Source organism: Delftia sp. DS1230, assembly GCF_040112715.1.
Lineage (GTDB): Bacteria > Pseudomonadota > Gammaproteobacteria > Burkholderiales > Burkholderiaceae_C > Comamonas > Comamonas tsuruhatensis.
Map to the genome: position 1 here is coordinate 1,297,443 of NZ_CP157763.1, position 19,148 is coordinate 1,316,590.

Annotated in this window: 15 protein-coding genes; 9 read left to right on the plus strand and 6 right to left on the minus strand. The window is 66.1% G+C overall.

Translation table 11 applies throughout. The features are described 5' to 3' along the window. Window positions 1–63 precede the first annotated feature (63 nt). The gene (locus AAN986_RS05850; protein ID WP_016445661.1) at window positions 64–1,056 is read left to right on the plus strand and encodes a tripartite tricarboxylate transporter substrate binding protein BugE; all 993 of its coding nucleotides are present in this window, start codon (window positions 64–66) and stop codon (window positions 1,054–1,056) included. After that, window positions 1,056–1,961 carry an N-formylglutamate amidohydrolase gene (locus AAN986_RS05855; protein WP_047217086.1) on the plus strand — a complete coding sequence of 302 codons (906 nt, stop codon included), beginning with the start codon at window positions 1,056–1,058 and terminating at the stop codon, window positions 1,959–1,961. The genes AAN986_RS05850 and AAN986_RS05855 overlap by 1 nt, the downstream gene beginning before the upstream one ends. Here the strand turns inward: AAN986_RS05855 and AAN986_RS05860 are convergent. The 6 genes from AAN986_RS05860 to ugpB all read right to left on the minus strand — a co-directional run bounded on the left by AAN986_RS05860 (window position 1,958) and on the right by ugpB (window position 9,638). Beyond that, window positions 1,958–4,375 (minus strand): DUF3772 domain-containing protein, encoded by a 2,418-nt coding sequence (locus AAN986_RS05860; protein ID WP_047217085.1) that lies wholly within the window; start codon window positions 4,373–4,375, stop codon window positions 1,958–1,960. The two genes, AAN986_RS05855 and AAN986_RS05860, sit on opposite strands and share 4 nt — an antisense overlap. Before the next feature lie 150 nt (window positions 4,376–4,525). Then, the gene (gene ugpQ, locus AAN986_RS05865; RefSeq protein WP_047217084.1) at window positions 4,526–5,290 is read right to left on the minus strand and encodes a glycerophosphodiester phosphodiesterase; all 765 of its coding nucleotides are present in this window, start codon (window positions 5,288–5,290) and stop codon (window positions 4,526–4,528) included. Window positions 5,291–5,380: 90 nt separating this feature from the next. Further along, window positions 5,381–6,391, minus strand: coding sequence for a sn-glycerol-3-phosphate ABC transporter ATP-binding protein UgpC (gene ugpC, locus AAN986_RS05870; protein ID WP_016445665.1), 1,011 nt, complete (start codon window positions 6,389–6,391; stop codon window positions 5,381–5,383). Window positions 6,392–6,477: 86 nt separating this feature from the next. Continuing rightward, on the minus strand, window positions 6,478–7,326 hold the full coding sequence (ugpE, locus tag AAN986_RS05875; RefSeq protein ID WP_016445666.1) for a sn-glycerol-3-phosphate ABC transporter permease UgpE: 849 nt from the start codon (window positions 7,324–7,326) through the stop codon (window positions 6,478–6,480). Between the two features lie 2 nt (window positions 7,327–7,328). After that, window positions 7,329–8,210: a sn-glycerol-3-phosphate ABC transporter permease UgpA gene (gene ugpA, locus AAN986_RS05880; protein ID WP_016445667.1), complete on the minus strand. Its 882-nt coding sequence runs from the start codon at window positions 8,208–8,210 to the stop codon at window positions 7,329–7,331. A 123-nt stretch (window positions 8,211–8,333) separates the two neighbouring features. Beyond that, window positions 8,334–9,638 carry a sn-glycerol-3-phosphate ABC transporter substrate-binding protein UgpB gene (gene ugpB / locus AAN986_RS05885; protein ID WP_012207263.1) on the minus strand — a complete coding sequence of 435 codons (1,305 nt, stop codon included), beginning with the start codon at window positions 9,636–9,638 and terminating at the stop codon, window positions 8,334–8,336. A 421-nt stretch (window positions 9,639–10,059) separates the two neighbouring features. On the opposite strand from ugpB, the gene AAN986_RS05890 reads away from it, so the two are divergent. The 7 genes from AAN986_RS05890 to ubiB all read left to right on the plus strand — a co-directional run bounded on the left by AAN986_RS05890 (window position 10,060) and on the right by ubiB (window position 19,140). Next, window positions 10,060–13,974 carry an FAD/FMN-binding oxidoreductase gene (locus AAN986_RS05890; protein ID WP_016445668.1) on the plus strand — a complete coding sequence of 1,305 codons (3,915 nt, stop codon included), beginning with the start codon at window positions 10,060–10,062 and terminating at the stop codon, window positions 13,972–13,974. Continuing rightward, window positions 13,974–14,429, plus strand: a complete 456-nt coding sequence (locus AAN986_RS05895; RefSeq protein ID WP_047217083.1) for an HIT family protein — start codon at window positions 13,974–13,976, stop codon at window positions 14,427–14,429. Before AAN986_RS05890 ends, AAN986_RS05895 begins: the two co-directional genes overlap by 1 nt. Window positions 14,430–14,439: 10 nt before the next feature. After that, window positions 14,440–14,862, plus strand: coding sequence for a DUF971 domain-containing protein (locus tag AAN986_RS05900; protein WP_047217082.1), 423 nt, complete (start codon window positions 14,440–14,442; stop codon window positions 14,860–14,862). A gap of 239 nt (window positions 14,863–15,101) precedes the next feature. Then, window positions 15,102–15,833, plus strand: a complete 732-nt coding sequence (ubiE, locus tag AAN986_RS05905) for a bifunctional demethylmenaquinone methyltransferase/2-methoxy-6-polyprenyl-1,4-benzoquinol methylase UbiE (protein WP_012207259.1) — start codon at window positions 15,102–15,104, stop codon at window positions 15,831–15,833. Window positions 15,834–15,886: 53 nt separating this feature from the next. Continuing rightward, window positions 15,887–16,909 carry a TIM44-like domain-containing protein gene (locus AAN986_RS05910; RefSeq protein ID WP_016445672.1) on the plus strand — a complete coding sequence of 341 codons (1,023 nt, stop codon included), beginning with the start codon at window positions 15,887–15,889 and terminating at the stop codon, window positions 16,907–16,909. Between the two features lie 30 nt (window positions 16,910–16,939). Continuing rightward, the gene (locus tag AAN986_RS05915) at window positions 16,940–17,578 is read left to right on the plus strand and encodes a hypothetical protein (protein WP_026062830.1); all 639 of its coding nucleotides are present in this window, start codon (window positions 16,940–16,942) and stop codon (window positions 17,576–17,578) included. Then, window positions 17,575–19,140: a ubiquinone biosynthesis regulatory protein kinase UbiB gene (ubiB, locus tag AAN986_RS05920; RefSeq protein WP_016445674.1), complete on the plus strand. Its 1,566-nt coding sequence runs from the start codon at window positions 17,575–17,577 to the stop codon at window positions 19,138–19,140. The genes AAN986_RS05915 and ubiB overlap by 4 nt, the downstream gene beginning before the upstream one ends. Window positions 19,141–19,148: the final 8 nt, after the last annotated feature.

Here is a 19,148-nt window from a genome sequence, read left to right on the forward strand (position 1 = left end):
TCAGCGCCTGTCCCGCAGAGCCCGTGCTTTGCCGCCACCCCCAACCAAGATAGGAAACATCCCATGGCAATGCGCCGCACCCTGTTGTCCAGCCTGGCCGCCTGCGCCGCCACCGCTCTTCTGGCTCCCGCCGCCTGGGCCCAGGGCCCGGCGGCCGACTATCCCAGCCGTCCGATCCGCCTGGTCGTGCCGTTCGGAGCCGGTGGCTCCACCGACATGGTGGCGCGCCTGCTGGCCGAGAAGATGAGCGTGATCCTCGGCAAGTCCGTGGTGGTGGACAACCGCGGCGGGGCCGGCGGCTCCATCGGCGCTTCCGAAATCGCGCGTGCCGCGCCGGACGGCTACACCATCGGCATGGCCACGGTGAGCACGCACGGCTCCAACCCGGCGATCTTCCGCAAGCTGCCCTATGACCCGATCAAGGACTTCGCGCCCATCACCAATGTGATGTCGGTGCCCAGCGTATTCGTGGTCAACGCCAGCGTGCCCGCCAAGACCATGAAGGAGTTCATCGCCCTGGCCAAGGCCAATCCGGGCAAGTACAGCTTTGCCTCGCCGGGCACGGGTTCGCTGGGCCACGCCAATATCGAGAACTTCATGAACCTGGCGGGCATCGACCTGCTGCACATCCCCTACAAGGGCGCGGGCCAGGCCATCACCGATGCGCTGGGCGGCCAGGTCAATGCCATGACGGACAACCTGCCCTCCACGCTGCCCCACATCAAGGACGGCAAGCTGCGACCTCTGGCGGTGCTGGCCTTCAAGCGCGCCGATGTGCTGCCCGACGTGCCCACGTACACCGAGCTGGGCTTTGCGCAGATGGGCGATGGCGGCTGGTTCGGCCTGGTTGCGCCGGCCGGCACGCCGCGCCCCATCATCGACAAGCTCAATGCCGCCGCGCACAAGGCCATGGCCATGCCTGACTACCTGGAAAAGCAAAAATCCATCTCGGGCGAATCCATGGGCAACACGCCCGAGGAATTCGCCAAGCAAATCAAGGCCGCCATCGAGCGCTACACGGCCGTGGCCAAGCGCGCCAACATCAAGCTCGACTGATGGACCGCATGGCACAGTCGGATTTCCTGCGCCCCCGGCCGGACACCCCGGTCGTGGTGCATCCCGCAATGGGCGAGGCGCTGCCCATCGTCTGCGACTCGCCGCACAGCGGCACCTCCTATCCCGAGGATTTCGGCCACGCCGTGCCCATGTCCCTGCTGCGCCGTGGCGAGGACACGCATGTGGCCGCGCTCTGGGACCAGTGGCCCGCGCATGGCGCGACGCTGATCGAGGCCACCTTTCCGCGCACCTACATCGACCCCAACCGCAGCGAGGCCGACCTGGACCCGGCCCAGATCGACGGCCAGTGGCCCGTGCCCCTGGCGCCCAGCGTCAAGACGCGCCAGGGCCTGGGCCTGATCTGGCAGCGCATCAGCCGCGACGGCGTGGCAACGCCGCTGTATGACCGTCCGCGCACGGTGGCCGAGGTGGAGCACCGCATCGCGCGCTACTGGCGTCCCTACCATGCGGCGCTGGCGCAGGCCATCGATGACAGCGTGCAGCGCTTTGGCGGTGTCTGGCACCTGAACCTGCACTCCATGCCCAACGATGTCTACAAGCGCCTGGGCCGTACCGACGCGCCGCCGCTGGCCGACTTCGTGCTGGGCGACCGCGACGGCACGACCTGCGCGCCCGAGTTCATCCAGCTGGTGGGCGAGACGCTGGCGGGCTTTGGCTATAGCGTGGCCTACAACGAGCCCTACAAGGGCGTGGAGCTGATCGGGCGCATAGGCCAGCCGCACCTGGGCCGGCACAGCCTGCAGATCGAGATCCGCCGCCCGGTCTACATGGACGAGGACACGCGCGAGCCCAATGCGGGATTCGAGCCGCTGCGCGGCCATCTGCGTGAGCTGATGGCCGTGGTCGCGGCGCATGTGCGATCGGAAATGGCAAGGCGCGGCTAGGCCGGGCTGGCCGGATCACCGGGCATGGTCGGCGTGCCCGGCGTACCTGTCACCACGGGTGCCGCCACCGAGGTGGTGGCCGGTGGCGACAGGTACAGGCCTGCGCCCTTGAGCGAGGCCAGGATGCTGAACAGCACATCGCTGCGCACGCCACCCGCATTGCGCGGATTGCCGACGTAGCCGATGGCCAGGAAGGTCAGCGTGCCGTTGGCGATGCCTTCGAGCTGCACCAGGGGCTCGGGCGTGTCCAGAATGCCTTCATGCGCGCGAAAGGCTTCCAGGATCAGTGTGCGCATGCGCTCGGCATCGGTGTCCAGCGGTGCGGGAAGGCGCAGCAGCACCCGCCCGGGCGCGCCGGCCAGCGTCATGTTGCGCACGGTCTTGGTGATGAATTCCGAGTTGGGCACGATGACGGTGGAGCGGTCGCCAAGCTGGATCTCGGTCGCGCGCACGTTGACGCGGCGCACGTCGCCCTCGGTATCGCCCAGCACCACCCAGTCGCCCACCTTGACGGGCCGCTCGGCCAGCAGGATCAGGCCCGAGATGAAGTTCTGCACGATGGCCTGCAGGCCGAAACCAATGCCCACCGACAGCGCACTGGCCACCCAGGCGATGCGCTCCACGCTGATGCCCAGCCCCGCCAGCGCCACGGCCACCACGAAGATGCCGCCCACATAGCCCAGCAGCGTGGTGATGGAGCTGCGCATGCCAGGCTCCAGCGAGGTGTTGGGGAAGTAGCGGTCCGTCAGCCAGCGCTTGATCACGCGGATCACGATCAGGCCGGTGACGATCACGGCGAATGCGGTGAACAGGGCCTGCGGCGCCATGGTGAAGTCGCCCACCTTGAGACTGTGGTTCACCGTGCTGCCGCGGCGAAACACCTCGTCCGGCCCCGTGCCCAGCGGGGCCAGCAGGGCGATCACCATGTAGAACAGCAGGGCCACGCGCAACAGTCCCGAGACCAGGACCGAGGCCTGGTCCAGCAGCCGGCCCTCAATGCCCAGGCCCTGGTTCAGCCGGGTGCCGAAGCTGCCCTTGGACGACAGAAGGGCCTCGCACAGATCGTCGCCGAGCTGGAACAGCAGGTAGGTGGTGGCAAAGACCACGCCGGTCCACACCATCTGGCGTGCCAGCGTGCCGGCCAGCGCCACATAGCCGGTCACGGCCAGTGCAATGGTGGCAATGCTGGCCACCGCCGCGCAGGCCACGAGCAGTCCCACCCACAAGGGCCGGGGCGGCGCGGGCTCCGCCTGGGCGCCGTCTTCCTGCGCTACTGGCGCCGGCGCGCGCAGATGCCGCAGGGCCAGCATGACCACGGCCGAAATCAGCAGGGCCGACAGGGCGTGCACCGTGACCTCGGCGGCCAGGCTGGCGCCGATGATGGCGTTGACCTCGGTCACCAGGCCGTTGATCGCGGCACCTGCCGCAATCCACCAGGGGTAGGGGCTGAGCCGCTCGGCCAGCTCGTCCGACACGCCGGGCAGGCGCCATGAGCTGCGCTTGCGCGACAGCAGGGTCTGGCCCAGCGACACCACGAAGGCGCCGAACAGCGTGACCTGCACGCTGGCCTTGGCCAGCGCGTCCAGCGACTCGCCGAAGCCATCGCTGGCCTTGAGCACGCTCCAGGCCAACTGCGCCGCCAGGCCGATCAGCAGCGTGTTGATCACCACCGTGGCTGCCGCGCGCAGCGAGCGGCGCAGGCGGCCGCTGGGCAGGCGTGCGGGCGCGGCGCGCACCAGCAGGCGCTCGGCCAGCCAGGGGCCGAGCAGGGCGATCAGCAAGGCAGCGGCCAGGCTGGCGATAAAGCCGCCCCGGCGATCGGAGGCCAAGGTAGAGCTCACCGATTGGCGCAGCTCGCGCCCCAGCCCCTGCAGGCGCGCCGCGTCCAGGGGCGCGGCGGTGCTCAGATTGCGCCAGAAGGGGCGGCCCAGCGGTGAATCGGTGCGGGCCGTCAGCGCGGCCTGGAATTGCTCGCGGCGCTGGCGTATCAGCTCGTTGCCGCGCTGGTCGGCATCGACCGACACCAGCCGCGCGAGTTTGAGTTCGGAATCCACGGCACTGCGTTGCTTGGCCAGGCTGGCGCGCTGCTCGGCCACATCGGGCGCATCGGCGGGGGCGCCTTTTTCGGGTGCTGGTCCCAGGCCGGCCAGGCGCGAATCGATATCGGCCAGTTCCTCGGTGCGGCGGGCCGCCACCTGGTCGGCTGCCGTGCCAATGGCTGCAGCCTCGTCCAGCAGCTTGCGGCCGTCATCGTCCTCGGCCAGCTTGCGGGGAATGGCGTCCAGCTGCTTGCGCAGATCGTCTACGCTGGGCAGGGCGGGCCGGCCGTCTTCTGCGGTCGCGCCCGCGGCTGTGGCGCCGTCCTGGGCCAGGGCCGGGCCGGGTGCAGACAGGAGCAGCATCGCCAGAGCCATCAGCCAGATGGCCAGGCATGGGCGAAGGGCCTGTGCCCACGTGGGGCGCTGCGGAAGAGGGCTGCAGGGCGGTGTCATGGACGCACATTGTGCGGCGGGCCGCTGCAGCGGTTGTTTCCAAAGGTCCTGCCCCGCCAGCCGGCAGCCGTCTCAGCGCGATGCGGGACTGAACATATCGACACGGTCGGTGATGACGCCGTCCGTGCCCAGGTCGATCAGGCGCTGTGCGGCCCATTCGTCGTTGACCGTGTAGCTGCTGCAGCGCAGGCCCGCGCCATGCACCTTGGCGACCAGGGCTGCATCCCACAGCTCGTGGTTGAGCACCATGGCTGCGCAGCCCAATTCCAGCGCGGTGCGCAGGTCGGCGTCGCCCGTGGCGTCTGCCAGCCTGTCCACCAGCAGGCCGCGCGGAATGTGGGGCGCCGTGTCGCGTGCGCCCTTGAGGGCATCGGTCTTGAACGAGGTGAACAGCGGCGGGACCCGGTCCTGGGGCCAGATGCGGTTCATCAGCTCGCCCGTGGCGCGGCCCGTGGCCTCTTCCTGGCCGGGCGTGGGCTTGATCTCCACGTTCAGGAAAAAGTGGTTGGCCAGGCACCAGCGCGCCAGGGCTTCCAGCGTGGGCAGGGCCTCGCCCGCGTAGGCGCGCGAATGCCAGCTGCCGGCGTCGAGCTGGGCGATCTCGCCCATGGACAGGTCGCCACCCGTGCCGTGGCCGTTGGTGGTGCGCTCCAGCGTGGCGTCGTGCATCAGGAACAGCACGCCGTCGGCAGACAGCTTGGCATCGCACTCGAACATGCGATAGCCGTGCGCGGCGCCCAGGCGGAAAGCGGCCATGGTGTTTTCGGGCGCCAGCTTGCCGGCGCCACGGTGGGCCACCCACAGGGGGTAGGGCCAGGATTTCAGGTTCTCGGTCATGGCGAGTCCGTCAAAAGAAGGGAGCTTGGATGGAAAAAGAGAGCCTCTGGGGCTCTCTTGGAAAAGGTCGGAGAGCCGGCCTTCAGGGGATCAGATCCGCTTGCCGCTTTCTGCGTCGAACCAGTGCAGGCGACGCTCTTCGGAAGGACGCACGCGCATGGTCTCGCCGGACTTGGGGAAGGGCGCGCCTTCGTCGATGCGTACCGTCATCGTCTCGCCATTGAGCGAACCATAGACCAGGCGCTCGGCGCCCAGCATTTCCACGGTGTCCACCTTGATTTCCCAGCCGCCTTCGTTGACGACGACCAGGTGCTCGGGGCGGATGCCCAGGATGCGGCCGGCCGTGCCGCCGGGCGCGTTCTTGAGCAGGTTCATCGGGGGCGAGCCGATGAAGCTGGCCACGAAGGTGGAGGCAGGCGTGTGGTAGACCTCTTCGGGCGTGCCGAACTGCTCCATCACGCCGCCGTTCATGACGATCATGCGCTGGGCCAGGGTCATGGCCTCGACCTGGTCGTGGGTCACGAACAGGCTGGTGATGCCCAGCTCGGCGTGCAGCTTCTGGATCTCGATGCGGGTCTGGCCGCGCAGCTTGGCGTCCAGGTTGGACAGCGGTTCGTCGAACAGGAAGACCTTGGGCTGGCGCACGATGGCGCGGCCCATGGCCACGCGCTGGCGCTGGCCACCCGACAGCTGGCGCGGCTTGCGGTCCAGCAGGTGCGACAGCTCCAGGATCTTGGCGGCCTTGTCCACGCGGCGCTTGATCTCCTCGGGCGGCACCTTGGCGATCTTCAGGCCGTAGGCCATGTTCTCGTAGTTCGACATATGCGGGTACAGCGCATAGTTCTGGAACACCATGGCGATGTCGCGCTTGGCCGGTTCCACGTCGTTGACGACCTTGTCGCCGATCAGCAGCTGGCCGTCGGAGATCTCTTCCAGGCCCGCCACCATGCGCAGCAGGGTGGACTTGCCGCAGCCCGAAGGGCCGACGATGACGACGAACTCGCCGTCCTGGATTTCGGCGTTGACGCCGTGCAGTACCTGGTTGGCCGACGGGCCGTGGCCGTAGCGCTTGATCAGGTTGCGAAAGGAAATGGATGCCATACGAAGATTCTGGTTGAGTCGCAGAGCGAAGGGCGCTGGCGCTTGCTCTGCGGGGTTCTATACGGTGGGTGGGGGCGGTGGACGGCTTACTTTTCGGTGTCCACCAGGCCCTTGACGAACCAGCGCTGCATCAGGATCACCACGGCAGCGGGCGGCAGCATGGCCAGCAGGGCCGTCGCCATCACCACGTTCCAGTCGTTGCCGGTATCGCCGCTGGCCACCATGCGCTTGATGCCGATGACCACGGGGTACATGTCTTCCGAGGTGGTCACGAGCAGCGGCCACAGGTACTGGTTCCAGCCGTAGATGAACTGGATCACGAACAGCGCCGCGATCGAGGTCTTGGACAGCGGCACCAGCACATCCTTGAAGAAGCGCATGGGGCCGGCGCCATCGATGCGGGCGGCCTCCACCAGCTCGTCCGGCACCGTCAGGAAGAACTGGCGGAACAGGAAGGTGGCCGTGGCCGAGGCGATCAGCGGAATCGTCAGGCCGGCGTAGCTGTTGAGCATGCCCAGCGTGGAGACGACTTCGTAGGTGGGGCCGATGCGCACTTCCACGGGCAGCATCAGGGTCACGAAGATCAGCCAGAAGCAGATCTTCTTGAACGGGAAGCGGAAGTACACCAGTGCGAAGGCCGACAGCAGCGAGATCGCGATCTTGCCCACGGTGATCACCATGGCCGAGACGAAGCTGATCCACATCATGCGTGCCACGGGCGCGCTGGAGCCAGGGCCCGAGCCGCCGAACAGCGCGGCCTTGTAGGTTTCCCAGAAGTTGCTGCCGGGCACCAGGGGCATGGGCACCTGGATGATGTCCTGCGGCGTGTGCGTGGAGGCCACGAAGGCCAGGTACAGCGGAAAGCCGACGATCAACACGCCCAGCACCATGATCAGGTGCGAGAAAAAGGTCAGAAGAGGACTGCGTTCAACCATGATCAGTACTGCACTTTCTTCTCAACATAGCGGAACTGGATCACGGTGAGTGCAACCACGATCACCATCAGCACGACGGATTGGGCAGCCGAGCCGCTCATGTCCATGGCCTTGAAGCCATCGTGATAGACCTTGTAGACCAGGATGGAGGTGTCCTGGCCCGGACCGCCCTGGGTCGTGGCGTCCACGATGCCGAAGGTGTCGAAGAAGGCATAGACCACGTTCATCACCAGCAGGAAGAAGGTGGTGGGCGACAGCAGCGGGAACTGGATGTCCCAGAAGCGGCGCATGGGGCCCGCGCCGTCGATGGCGGCGGCCTCGATCAGCGACTTGGGGATGGACTGCAGGCCCGCAAGGAAGAACAGGAAGTTGTAGGAGATCTGCTTCCAGATCGCGGCGATTACGATCAGCGTCATGGCGTTGCCGGAGTTCAGCAGGTGGTTCCAGTCATAGCCGATCATGCGCAGCGCATAGGCCACGACGCCGATGGACGGCGAGAACATGAACACCCACAGCACGCCTGCCACGGCGGGCGCCACCGCATAGGGCAGCAGCAAGGCGGTCTTGTAGGCGAGCGCACCCTTGATCACGCGGTCCGCAAAAATGGCCAGCATCAGCGACAGCGCGATGCCGAACACCGCCACCAGCAGGGAAAAGATGGCCGTGGTCTTGAACGAGGCCAGGTAGGCAGGGTCATCCAGCAGATGCTGGAAGTTGGCGAAGCCCACCCATTCGGTGGAAAAGCCAAACGTATCCTGCGCCTGGAAAGACTGCACGATGGCCTGGCCTGCGGGCCAGAAAAAGAAGACCAGCACGATGACCATCTGTGGTGCTATCAGCAGCCACGGCAGCCAGGCGGATCGAAAAAGAACGCGTTTTTCCATGACGGAACTCGGTAGAACAAAACAGCCCGCAAACCGGATGGCCGTGGGGCCGCCGGTTGCGGGCCTGTGATGCACGGTGCGGGCTGCCTGCGCAGCGGCCACACCGCAGATCACATGGGAGGATTACTTGTTGGCCCGGGCGAAGCGGCCCAGTTGCTCGTTGCCACGGGTGACAGCGGTGTCCAGTGCCTGCTGGGGAGTCTTCTTGCCGGTCCAGATCTGTTCGGTTTCCTCATCGATGATGGTGCGGATCTGAACGAAGTTGCCCAGGCGGATGCCGCGCGACTTGTCGGTGGTCTTGCGGATCATCTGCGTCACGGCGGTGTCGGTGCCGGGATGCTTTTCGTAGAAGCCCGAAGCCTCGGTCAGCTTGTACGCAGCGGTGGTCACGGGCAGGTAGCCGGTGCGCTGGTGGCTGGCGGCCTGGATCTTGGTGTTGTTCAGGAAGTTGAAGAAGTCAGCCACGCCCTTGTAGCGTTCGGCGCTCTTGCCAGCCATCACCCACAGGGAAGCACCGCCGATGGCCGTGTTCTGGGGGGCGCCCTTCACATCGGCGTAGTAGGGCAGCTGCGACTGGCCGAAGGCGAACTTGCCTTCCTTGACCACGCGGGCGTACAGGCCGGAGGAGCCCGTGATCATCGCGCACTCGCCGGAAGCGAAGGCGGCGTCGGGCACGTTGCCGCGGCCCTTGTAGACGAAGCTGCCGTCCTTGGCGGCCTTGGCCAGGTTCTCGAAGTGCTTGACGTGCAGCGGCGAGTTGAACACCAGCTTGGCATCGGTGCCGTCAAAGCCGTTGTTCTTGGTCGCGTACAGGGTGTTGTGCCACAGCGAGAAGCTCTCCAGCTGGGTCCAGCTCATCCAGCTCGTGGTCAGTGCGCAGCGGTGGCCCGAGGCCTTGAGCTTTTCAGCGGCGGCGAACACTTCGGGCCAGGTCTTGGGCGGCTTGTTCTCGTCCAGGCCCGCCTTCTTGAAGGCGTCCTTGTTGTAGTAGAAGATGGTGGTCGAGCTGTTGAGCGGGTAGCTCATCATCTGGCCGTTGGGGGCGGTGTAGTAGCCGGCCACGGCGGAGATGTACTCGCCCTGGTCGAACTTGAAGCCGCCGTCGTTCATGACCTTGGTGACCGGAACCACGGCACCCTTGGAGGCCATCATGGTGGCCGTGCCCACTTCGAAGACCTGCAGGATGTCAGGTGCATTGCCGGCGCGGAACGCGGCGATGGCAGCTGTCATGGACTCGTCATACTGGCCCTTGTAGGTCGGCACGATCTTGTACTGGGTCTGGCTGGCGTTGTACTCCTTGGCCAGGTCGTTCACCCAGTCGCCCAGGGCCGCGCTCATCGAGTGCCACCACTGGATTTCGGTTTGGGCTTGTGCCGAGATGGTGGTGGCCGCGATCGCGGCCGCCATGGCCAGTTGCTTCAGTTGCATGAGGACTCCTCTAGTTCGGTGACGGTTTCAGACCGCTGCCACGGTAAGGCAGGGGCATGACATGTCTGTGTCATTGTTTTCGGATGCTTCTTACCGCACTACAGGCCAAACCCGGTGAGCCGCTGGTCCCGTATGTCAGTCGTGTGACAAAAAATGACACGCGAAGCGGCGCTATTTTAGGTCAATACCATTTCGTTTCAAAAGCACGGGTTGTTCGTATTGGCTCGTTTGTGCTCTTTCTGTATAAGGCCGGTTCGCCGTGGCGTGTCTGCCCCGTGGTGTTGGCGAGGGCTGGCGTCTCAGGGCAAGACGGCGAGCCGCCCAGAGCCCCGTAGGAAGCGGGCCTTCGAGGGGCTCGCTTAAAATTGCGCTCCCACTTGGCTTAGCGGCGCCCCTAGAGCGCCAGACACGGTCTACCCCCATGAATGTACCGATTGCGTTGGCGGCCCTGCAGGCACAGGCAGCCGAACCTGCACGTCTGCGAGAGATTCCCTACAACTACACCTCGTTTTCCGATCGCGAGATCGTGATCCGCCTGCTGGGTACTTCCATGTGGGATGTGCTCAACCAGCTGCGCCAGGAGCGGCGCACGGGCCGCTCCGCCCGCATGCTCTACGAGGTGCTGGGGGACATCTGGGTCGTCCAGCGCAATCCCTACCTGCAGGACGACCTGCTGCACAGCCCCGATCGCCGCAAGGCGCTGGTGGAAGCCCTGGAGCACCGCCTGGGCGAGATCGACAAGCGCCGTGCTCCGCAGCAGGACCCCGTGCGCGATGCGCTGGTGGGCCAGCTGGTGGATGCGGCGCGCCGCGCCGTGCATGAGTTCAACGCCACCTTCGTCGAGGCCGAGCAACTGCGCCGCCGGGTGCAAAAGAGCCTGGGCCGCCACACGGCCAAGGACAACATCAAGTTCGACGGCCTGTCGCGCGTGGCCCATGTGACGGACGCCACCGACTGGCGCGTCGAGTATCCCTTCGTCGTGCTCACCCCCGATACCGAAGCCGAGATGGCCGCCCTGGTGCGTGCCTGCATCGAGCTGCGCCTGACCATCATTCCGCGCGGCGGCGGCACGGGCTACACGGGCGGCGCGATCCCGCTGACCTGGCGCAGCGTGGTGATCAACACCGAAAAGCTCGAGGCCATGACGGAGGTGGAGATGCGCCGCATCCCCGGCGTGGACCACGAGGTGCCCACCATCTTCACCGAGGCCGGAGTGGTCACGCAGCGCGTGGCCGATGCGGCCGAGCGCGCGGGCTTCGTCTTCGCCGTGGACCCCACATCGGCCGAGGCCTCGTGCATCGGCGGCAACGTCGCCATGAATGCGGGCGGCAAGAAGGCCGTGCTCTGGGGCACGGCGCTGGACAACCTGGTGTCCTGGCGCATGGTCACGCCCGATGCGCAGTGGCTGGAAGTCACGCGCGTGGGCCACAACCTCGGCAAGATCCATGACGCCGAGATGGCCAGCTTCGAGCTGCAGTACTTCGAGGCCGACGGCAAGACCCCCATCCGCAGCGAGCGGCTGGACATTCCCGGCCAGAAATTCCGCAAGGAAGGCCTGGGCAAGGACGTGACCGACAAGTTCCTGTCGGGCCTGCCCGGCATCCAGAAGGAAGGCTGCGACGGCCTGATCACCAGCGCGCGCTGGGTGGTGCACCGCATGCCCGAGCACACGCGCACGGTCTGCATGGAGTTCTTCGGCAACGCCAAGGACGCCGTGCCCAGCATCGTCGAGATCAAGGACTTCATGTTCGCCGAGCAAAAGCGCTCGGGCGTGCTGCTGGCCGGCCTGGAGCACCTGGACGACCGCTACCTGAAGGCCGTGGGCTACGCCACCAAGAGCAAGAAGGGCAACGGCCATCTGCCCAAGATGGTGCTGCTGGGCGACATTGCCGGCGACAACGCCGACGATGTGGCCCGCGTGGCCGCCGAGGTGGTGCGCATCGCCAACTCGCGCAACGGTGAGGGCTTCACCGCCGTCAGCGCCGAGGCGCGCAAGAAATTCTGGCTGGACCGCAAGCGCACGGCCGCCATCTCGCGCCACACCAACGCCTTCAAGATCAACGAAGACGTGGTGATCCCGCTGCCCCGCATGTGGGAGTACACGGACGGCATCGAGCGCATCAACATCGAGCTGTCGCTGCGCAACAAGCTCAAGCTGTGCGACGCGTTGACGGACTTCTTCCAGCACGGCGACCTGCCCCTGGGCAAGCAGGACGATGCGGGCGACATCCCTTCGGCCGAACTGCTGGAGGACCGCGTGCAGCAGGCCCTGGCCCTGGTGGCCGACGTGCGCACGCTGTGGCAGGGCTGGCTGGACAACGTGGAAAACCTCTTCCAGCAACTGCAGGATCACACGCTGCGCGCGAGCTGGAAGACCCAGCTGAAGGCGCCCATGGCCCAGATCTTCGCGGGCGCGGCCTTCCAGCCGCTGCTGGCCGAAGTCAACGCCATTCACCAGCGCGTGCTCAAGGGCCGTGTCTGGGTGGCGCTGCACATGCACGCCGGCGACGGCAACGTGCACACCAACATTCCGGTCAACAGCGACGACTACGAGATGCTGCAGACCGCCCATGAGGCCGTGGCGCGCATCATGGTGCTGGCCCGCCATCTGGACGGCGTGATCTCGGGCGAGCACGGCATCGGCATCACCAAGCTGGAATTCCTCAGCGACGACGAACTGGCGCCCTTTGCCGCCTACAAGCAGCGCGTGGACCCCGAAGGCCGCTTCAACAAGGGCAAGCTGATCCGCAACGAGAAGCTGCAGGCCGTGGTGGGCCAGAGCCATGATGGCCGCTCGCCGCGCGAATCGCTGATGTTCGCCGACCTGACCAACGCCTACACGCCCAGCTTCGGCCTGATGGGGCACGAGTCGCTGATCATGCAGCAAAGCGACATCGGCGCCATTGCCGACTCGGTCAAGGACTGCCTGCGCTGCGGCAAGTGCAAGCCCGTGTGCGCCACCCATGTGCCGCGCGCCAACCTGCTGTACAGCCCGCGCAACAAGATCCTGGCGACCTCGCTGCTGGTCGAAGCCTTTCTGTACGAGGAGCAGACGCGCCGCGGCGTGTCGCTGCGCCACTGGCAGGAGTTCGAGGACGTGTCGGACCACTGCACGGTCTGCCACAAGTGCTTCAACCCCTGCCCGGTGAAGATCGACTTCGGCGACGTGACCATGAACATGCGCAATCTGCTGCGCAAGATGGACAAGAAGAGCTTCCGGCCCGGCAACAAGCTGGCCATGGCCATGCTCAACGCCACCAATCCGGACACCATCAAGTTCATGCGTTCGGCCATGGTCGGCGTGGGCTTCAAGGCCCAGCGCCTGGCCTCCGACGTGCTCCACAGCCTGGCCAGGAAGCAGACCCAGCATCCGCCGGCCTCGGTGGGGCGCGCGCCGCTCAAGGAGCAGGTGATCCACTTCGTCAACAAGAAGCTGCCGGGCGGCCTGCCCAACAAGACGGCGCGTGCCCTGCTGGACATCGAGGACAAGGACTACGTGCCCATCATCCGCAGCCCGCAGACCACGAACGCGGACACCGAGGCGGTGTTCTACTTCCCCGGCTGCGGCTCCGAGCGCCTGTTCAGCCAGGTGGGCCTGGCCACCCAGGCCATGCTCTGGCATGCCGGCGTGCAGACCGTGCTGCCACCCGGCTACCTGTGCTGCGGCTATCCCCAGCGCGGCAGCGGCCAGTTCGACAAGGCCGAGAAGATGATCACGGACAACCGCGTGCTCTTCCACCGCGTCGCCACCACGCTCAACTACCTGGACATCAAGACCGTGGTGGTCAGCTGCGGCACCTGCTACGACCAATTGCAGGGCTACGAGTTCGGCAAGATTTTCCCGGGCAGCCGCATCATCGACATCCACGAGTACCTGCTGGAAAAGGGCGTGACGCTGCAGGGCAAGGAGGGCTACCTCTACCACGACCCCTGCCACTCGCCCATGAAGCTGCAGGACCCCATGAAGACCGTCAAGGCCCTGGTCGGCGACGGCGTGATCAAGAGCGAGCGCTGCTGCGGCGAATCGGGCACGCTGGGCGTCACGCGCCCCGACATCTCCACGCAGATCCGCTTCCGCAAGGAAGAGGAACTCAAAAAGGGCGAGGCCGCGCTGCGCGCCAGCGGCGCCCTGGCCGAGAAGGACAACGTGAAGATCCTCACCAGCTGCCCCAGCTGCCTGCAGGGCCTGTCGCGCTACGGCGGCGACATGAACAACGGCCTGCTGGAGGCCGACTACATCGTGGTCGAGATGGCGCGCCAAATCCTGGGCGAGAACTGGATGGCCGAATATGTTCAGCGCGCCAACGCCGGCGGCATCGAACGGGTTTTGGTCTGATGGCTGCTTCCGCTTCCTGCCCCCTGTGCGCCACAGAAGGCGGCGTGCCCGTCTGGCGCGGCCGGCGCCTGCGAGTGATCCGCGCCCAGGAAGAGGGCTTCCCGGCCTTCTACCGCGTGGTCTGGAATGCGCATGTGGCCGAGTTCTCCGACCTGGATGCCGCCGACCGCCAGCACTGCATGGATGCCGTGGTCGTGGTCGAGCGCGTCTTGCGCGAGCGCCTTGCTCCGGCCAAGATCAACCTGGCGGCGCTGGGCAACATGGTGCCGCACCTGCACTGGCATGTGGTTGCGCGCTTCGAATGGGACAGCCATTTTCCGGGCTCGGTCTGGGCTGCTGCCCAGCGCCCGCGCAATGGCGAGCGCGAGGCCGAGGTGGCAGCGCGCTTGCCAGCCATTGACACGGCGCTGTCGCAGGCACTCGATGCCTGGCAGCAGCACCCCGCCACTGAATGAGGAGCACCGCATGGCCGGCCTGACCCCTGACACCCCAACTCCCGAAGCCCTGACCGTGCACGGCGCATCGCGCGTGCTGGAAGTGGCCTATTCCGACGGCGCAAGCTTTCGCATTCCCTTCGAGCTGCTGCGCGTGTACTCCCCCTCGGCCGAGGTGCAAGGCCATGGCCCGGGCCAGGAAGTGCTGCAGACCGGCAAGCGCGACGTGGCCATCACGGCCATTGAGCCCGTGGGCAACTACGCCATCAAGCCTTTCTTCAGCGACGGGCATGAAAGCGGCCTGTACACCTGGGAATACCTCTACGAACTGGGCCGCCGCCAGGACGAGTTCTGGGCGCAGTACCTGGACCGCCTGCAGGAATCCGGCATGGACCGCGACACCCCCATGCCCGGCAAGGCCGGCGGCGGCGGGCACGGCTGCGGCAGCCACTGACGCAGTACGCACGCAGGGGCCGGGGCGCGGCATCTGCCGCGCCGTTCCCGCAGCGCCACATTCAGGACCTTTGCACAGCACAGGGTTATTGGGGGTGGTGCTATATTAAAAATAGCTTGAAAGTCTTTGTTTGAAGGCGTTTCAGGCTGTTTGTTCTTGATAACCCTTGCCCGGCAAAGCCCGTGGCCACACGGGGTTGTCGCTGTACGCATTACTACTGCTTGCTTAGCATCGTTGTTATGAGCACCACACATTTCGGATTCCAGTCGGTGGACGAGCGCGAGAAGGCCAGCCGCGTGCGCGGCGTGTTCGACTCGGTCGCTTCGCGCTACGACGTCATGAACGACCTGATGTCGGGTGGTCTGCACCGTGCCTGGAAGGCCTATACGGTGATGGTGGCCAACCTCAAGGAAGGCGACAAGGCGCTGGACATCGCGGGCGGCACGGGCGACCTGGCCCTGGCCTTCGCCAAGAAGGTCGGCTCCACCGGCCAGGTGGTGCACACCGACATCAACGAAGCCATGCTGCGCGTGGGCCGGGACCGGCTGATCAACAAGGGCGTGATCCTGCCCACCATGGTCTGCGATGCCGAGGCCCTGCCGTTTCCGGACAACCATTTCGATCTGGTCAGCGTGGCCTTCGGCCTGCGCAACATGACGCACAAGGATGCGGCGCTCAAGGAAATGAACCGCGTCCTGCGCCCCGGCGGCAAGCTGCTGGTGCTGGAATTCTCCAAGGTGGCCAAGCCCCTGGAGAAAGCCTACGACTGGTACTCCTTCAAGATTCTTCCGGCCATGGGCAAGCTCGTGGCGGGCGATGACGCCAGCTACCGCTATCTGGCCGAGTCCATCCGCATGCACCCCGGCCAGGAAGATCTCAAGCGCCTGATGCAGGAATGCGGCTTCGGCCATGTGGACTATCACAACATGACGGGCGGCATTGCCGCGCTGCATGTGGGAATCAAGTGCTGAGCGCGTGAGGTGCTCGGTGAGGTGACGGCAACACGATTATTCGAGGAGATGACATGAAAAAGCTATGGTCTATGGTCTTGGTCGCAATGCTGGTGGTGGTCCACGGCACGGCCGACGCCAAGCGCATGGGCGGTGGCGGATCGGTGGGCAAGCAGTCGAGCAACGTGACGCAGCGTGAAGCCGCGCGCGCGCCGACACAGAACACGCCGCCGCAGAACGCCGCCACACAGAACGCTGCAGGCAAGCCGGCCACTGCACCGGCAGCTGCTCCCGCCAAGAAGCCCTGGGGCGCCATGCTTGGCGGCCTGGCCGCTGGCCTGGGCCTGGCCTGGCTGGCGAGCTCGCTGGGCCTGGGCGCCGCCTTCGGCCAGTTCCTGCTGATCGGCCTGCTGGCCCTGGTCATCATGGTGGTGGTGGGCATGGTCATGCGTTCGCGCCGTGCAGCGGCTGGAGCGCAGCAGGCATCGTCCAGCCCCTTTGCCTTCCAGAACGCAGCGCCTGCCGGTGCCGGCAATATCGGTGGCAACGTGGACAGCGCACCGCTGGCACGCCAGTACAACCCCGAGAAGGTCGGCAACGACGCATCGGCCCGTCCCTGGGAGCAGAACCATCAGCCGGCCGCCCTGGCTGCAGGCTCGGGCTCCGGCGTGCAGATCGGCTCGGCCCTGGCAGGCTCGCAGAACTGGGGTGTGCCTGAAGGCTTCGATACCGAGGGCTTCCTCACCGCTGCCAAGCGCAACTTCGTCACGCTGCAATCGGCCTGGGACCGCTCCGACATCGCGTCGCTGCGCGCCATGATGACCGACGAGATGCTGACCGAGATCCGTGGCCAGCTCAGCGAACGCGAGGCCCAGCGTCCCGGCCAGCCCAACCAGACCGACGTGGTCATGATCGACGCCCAACTGCTGGGCATCGAGGACCTGGGCAATGACTACATGGCCAGCGTGGAATTCTCGGGCATGATCCGCGAAGACGCCTCGGCAGGTCCCACGCCCTTCCGCGAAGTCTGGAACATGACCAAGCCCAAGAGCGGCAGCAGCGGATGGCTGGTCGCCGGAGTCCAGGCATTGCAGTAATTCCTCTCACTTCGGGAATAATCGGGGACTATGGCAACACAGTCCCCTTTTTCTTTCCTGAACGGCCTCATGGAACGCGTGATGGCCGGCCCGCAACCGCCGCAATGGCTGGTCAGCGAGGTGCATCAGCGCATCGTGCTGTTCCTCAACCATGTGCTGATGCAGGAAAAGGAGGCCACCGAGCGCCTGGTGCGGCAAAAGGGCCGCGTGGCGCGCGTGCAGTGGCGCGGCTACTCCATGGCCCTGCAGATCACGCCGGCCGGCCTGTTCAACGTGGCGCCTGAAGACGCGCAGCCCGATCTGCTGCTCGAAGTGACCGAGACCTCCGCACTGGCCCTGGCCCAGGTGGCCCTGCGCGGCGACAAGCCCTCCATCCGCATCGAAGGCGACGTGCAACTGGCCGCCGACATCAACTGGCTGGTGGACCACGTCGAATGGGATGTGGAGGAAGACCTCGCCCGCATCATCGGCGATGCGCCCGCGCACACCGTGGCCAAGGTGGCCCGCAGCGCTGCCCAGGCACTGCGCCAGTTCGTGGGCGCCCGCATGGCCGGCAAGCCCGATGCCGATGCCCCCGCCCCTGAAGCCGCACGTTCGGCAGCGCCCGCCAGCGCGCCCGTTGGTTCCCCCGTGGTGTCCCTGCCCGGTTTCGAGAACGACAAGCCATGAGCCGGTTTCTTCGCGGGCTGACCATCCTCTGGGTGGTGTTCCGCTACGGACTCGACGAGCTGGTGCTGTCGAGCTTCGAGCATCCCTGGATGCGCCGCGCACGCGCGGTGCTCACCCTGGGCCGCCGGCTGGACAAGCCGCGCGGCCAGCGCCTGCGCGAGGCGCTGGAGGAGCTGGGCCCCATCTTCGTGAAGTTCGGTCAGGTGCTGTCCACGCGCAGCGACCTGATGCCGCCCGACGTGGCCGAGGAGCTGGCCCGGTTGCAGGACCGCGTGCCGCCCTTCGATTCGCAGATTGCGGTGGACACCATAGAGCGTGCCTTCCGCAAGAAGCTGGACCAGATCTTCGTGAGCTTCGAGCGCGAGCCGGTGGCCAGTGCCTCCATCGCGCAGGTGCACTTTGCCGTGATCAGCGACCGCAACGGCGTGCAGCGCGATGTGGCCGTCAAGGTGCTGCGCCCGGGCATGAAGGCCGTGATCGACAAGGACCTGGCGCTCATGCACATGATGGCGCGCTGGGTCGAGCGGCTGTCGGCCGACGGCAAGCGCCTCAAGCCCCGCCAGGTCGTGGCCGAATTCGACAACTACCTGCACGACGAGCTGGACCTGATCCGCGAAGCCTCCAACGCCGCGCAGCTGCGCCGCAACATGGAAGGCCTGGACCTGGTGCTGATCCCCGAGGTGTACTGGGATTTCTGCCGCAACGACGTGATGGTCATGCAGCGCATGAAGGGCGTGCCCATCAGCCAGGTCGAGCGCCTGCGCGAGGCCGGGGTCGACATCCCCAAGCTCGCACGCGACGGCGTGACCATCTTCTTCACCCAGGTGTTCCGCGACGGTTTCTTTCACGCCGACATGCACCCGGGCAACATCATGGTCAGCCTGGAACCCGAGACCTTCGGGCGCTATATCTCGCTGGACTTCGGCATCGTCGGCACGCTGACCGAGTACGACAAGGAATACCTGGCGCAGAACTTCACGGCGTTCTTCCGTCGGGACTACAAGCGCGTTGCCGAGCTGCACATCGAAAGCGGCTGGGTGCCGCCGAGCACGCGCGTGGACGAGCTGGAAGCCGCCATCCGCGCGGTGTGCGAGCCGTATTTCGACCGTCCGTTGGCAGAGATCTCGCTGGGCATGGTGCTGATGCGCCTGTTCCAGACCTCGCGCCGCTTCCATGTCGAGATCCAGCCGCAGCTGGTGCTGCTGCAAAAGACGCTGCTCAACATCGAAGGCCTGGGCCGCCAGCTGGACCCCAATCTGGACCTGTGGAGTACCGCCAAGCCCTTCCTCGAAAAATGGATGCTGGACCAGATGGGCCCGCAGCGGCTGTGGCGCGAGCTGCAGGCCGAGGCGCCGCGCTACGCCAAGCTCATTCCCGAGCTGCCGCGCCTGATCCATCGCCGGCTCACGCGCAACTCCGGCGAGCACGACGAACTGCTCAAGGAACTGCTGCAGCAGCAAAAGCTCACCAACCGCCTGCTTCAGGCCATCGTCAGCGCGGGCATAGGCTTTGTGATCGCGCTGATCCTGCTGCAACTGGTGGTGCGCCTGCGCTGGTACTGAGAACACCG

Coding starts and splice junctions, on each gene's coding strand:
- AAN986_RS05850 (WP_016445661.1), top strand. CDS start 64: ATGGCAATGCGCCGCACCCTGTTGTCCAGCCTGGCCGCCTGCGCCGCC.
- AAN986_RS05855 (WP_047217086.1), top strand. CDS start 1,056: ATGGACCGCATGGCACAGTCGGATTTCCTGCGCCCCCGGCCGGACACC.
- AAN986_RS05860 (WP_047217085.1), bottom strand. CDS start 4,375: ATGGCTCTGGCGATGCTGCTCCTGTCTGCACCCGGCCCGGCCCTGGCC.
- ugpQ (WP_047217084.1), bottom strand. CDS start 5,290: ATGACCGAGAACCTGAAATCCTGGCCCTACCCCCTGTGGGTGGCCCAC.
- ugpC (WP_016445665.1), bottom strand. CDS start 6,391: ATGGCATCCATTTCCTTTCGCAACCTGATCAAGCGCTACGGCCACGGC.
- ugpE (WP_016445666.1), bottom strand. CDS start 7,326: ATGGTTGAACGCAGTCCTCTTCTGACCTTTTTCTCGCACCTGATCATG.
- ugpA (WP_016445667.1), bottom strand. CDS start 8,210: ATGGAAAAACGCGTTCTTTTTCGATCCGCCTGGCTGCCGTGGCTGCTG.
- ugpB (WP_012207263.1), bottom strand. CDS start 9,638: ATGCAACTGAAGCAACTGGCCATGGCGGCCGCGATCGCGGCCACCACC.
- AAN986_RS05890 (WP_016445668.1), top strand. CDS start 10,060: ATGAATGTACCGATTGCGTTGGCGGCCCTGCAGGCACAGGCAGCCGAA.
- AAN986_RS05895 (WP_047217083.1), top strand. CDS start 13,974: ATGGCTGCTTCCGCTTCCTGCCCCCTGTGCGCCACAGAAGGCGGCGTG.
- AAN986_RS05900 (WP_047217082.1), top strand. CDS start 14,440: ATGGCCGGCCTGACCCCTGACACCCCAACTCCCGAAGCCCTGACCGTG.
- ubiE (WP_012207259.1), top strand. CDS start 15,102: ATGAGCACCACACATTTCGGATTCCAGTCGGTGGACGAGCGCGAGAAG.
- AAN986_RS05910 (WP_016445672.1), top strand. CDS start 15,887: ATGAAAAAGCTATGGTCTATGGTCTTGGTCGCAATGCTGGTGGTGGTC.
- AAN986_RS05915 (WP_026062830.1), top strand. CDS start 16,940: ATGGCAACACAGTCCCCTTTTTCTTTCCTGAACGGCCTCATGGAACGC.
- ubiB (WP_016445674.1), top strand. CDS start 17,575: ATGAGCCGGTTTCTTCGCGGGCTGACCATCCTCTGGGTGGTGTTCCGC.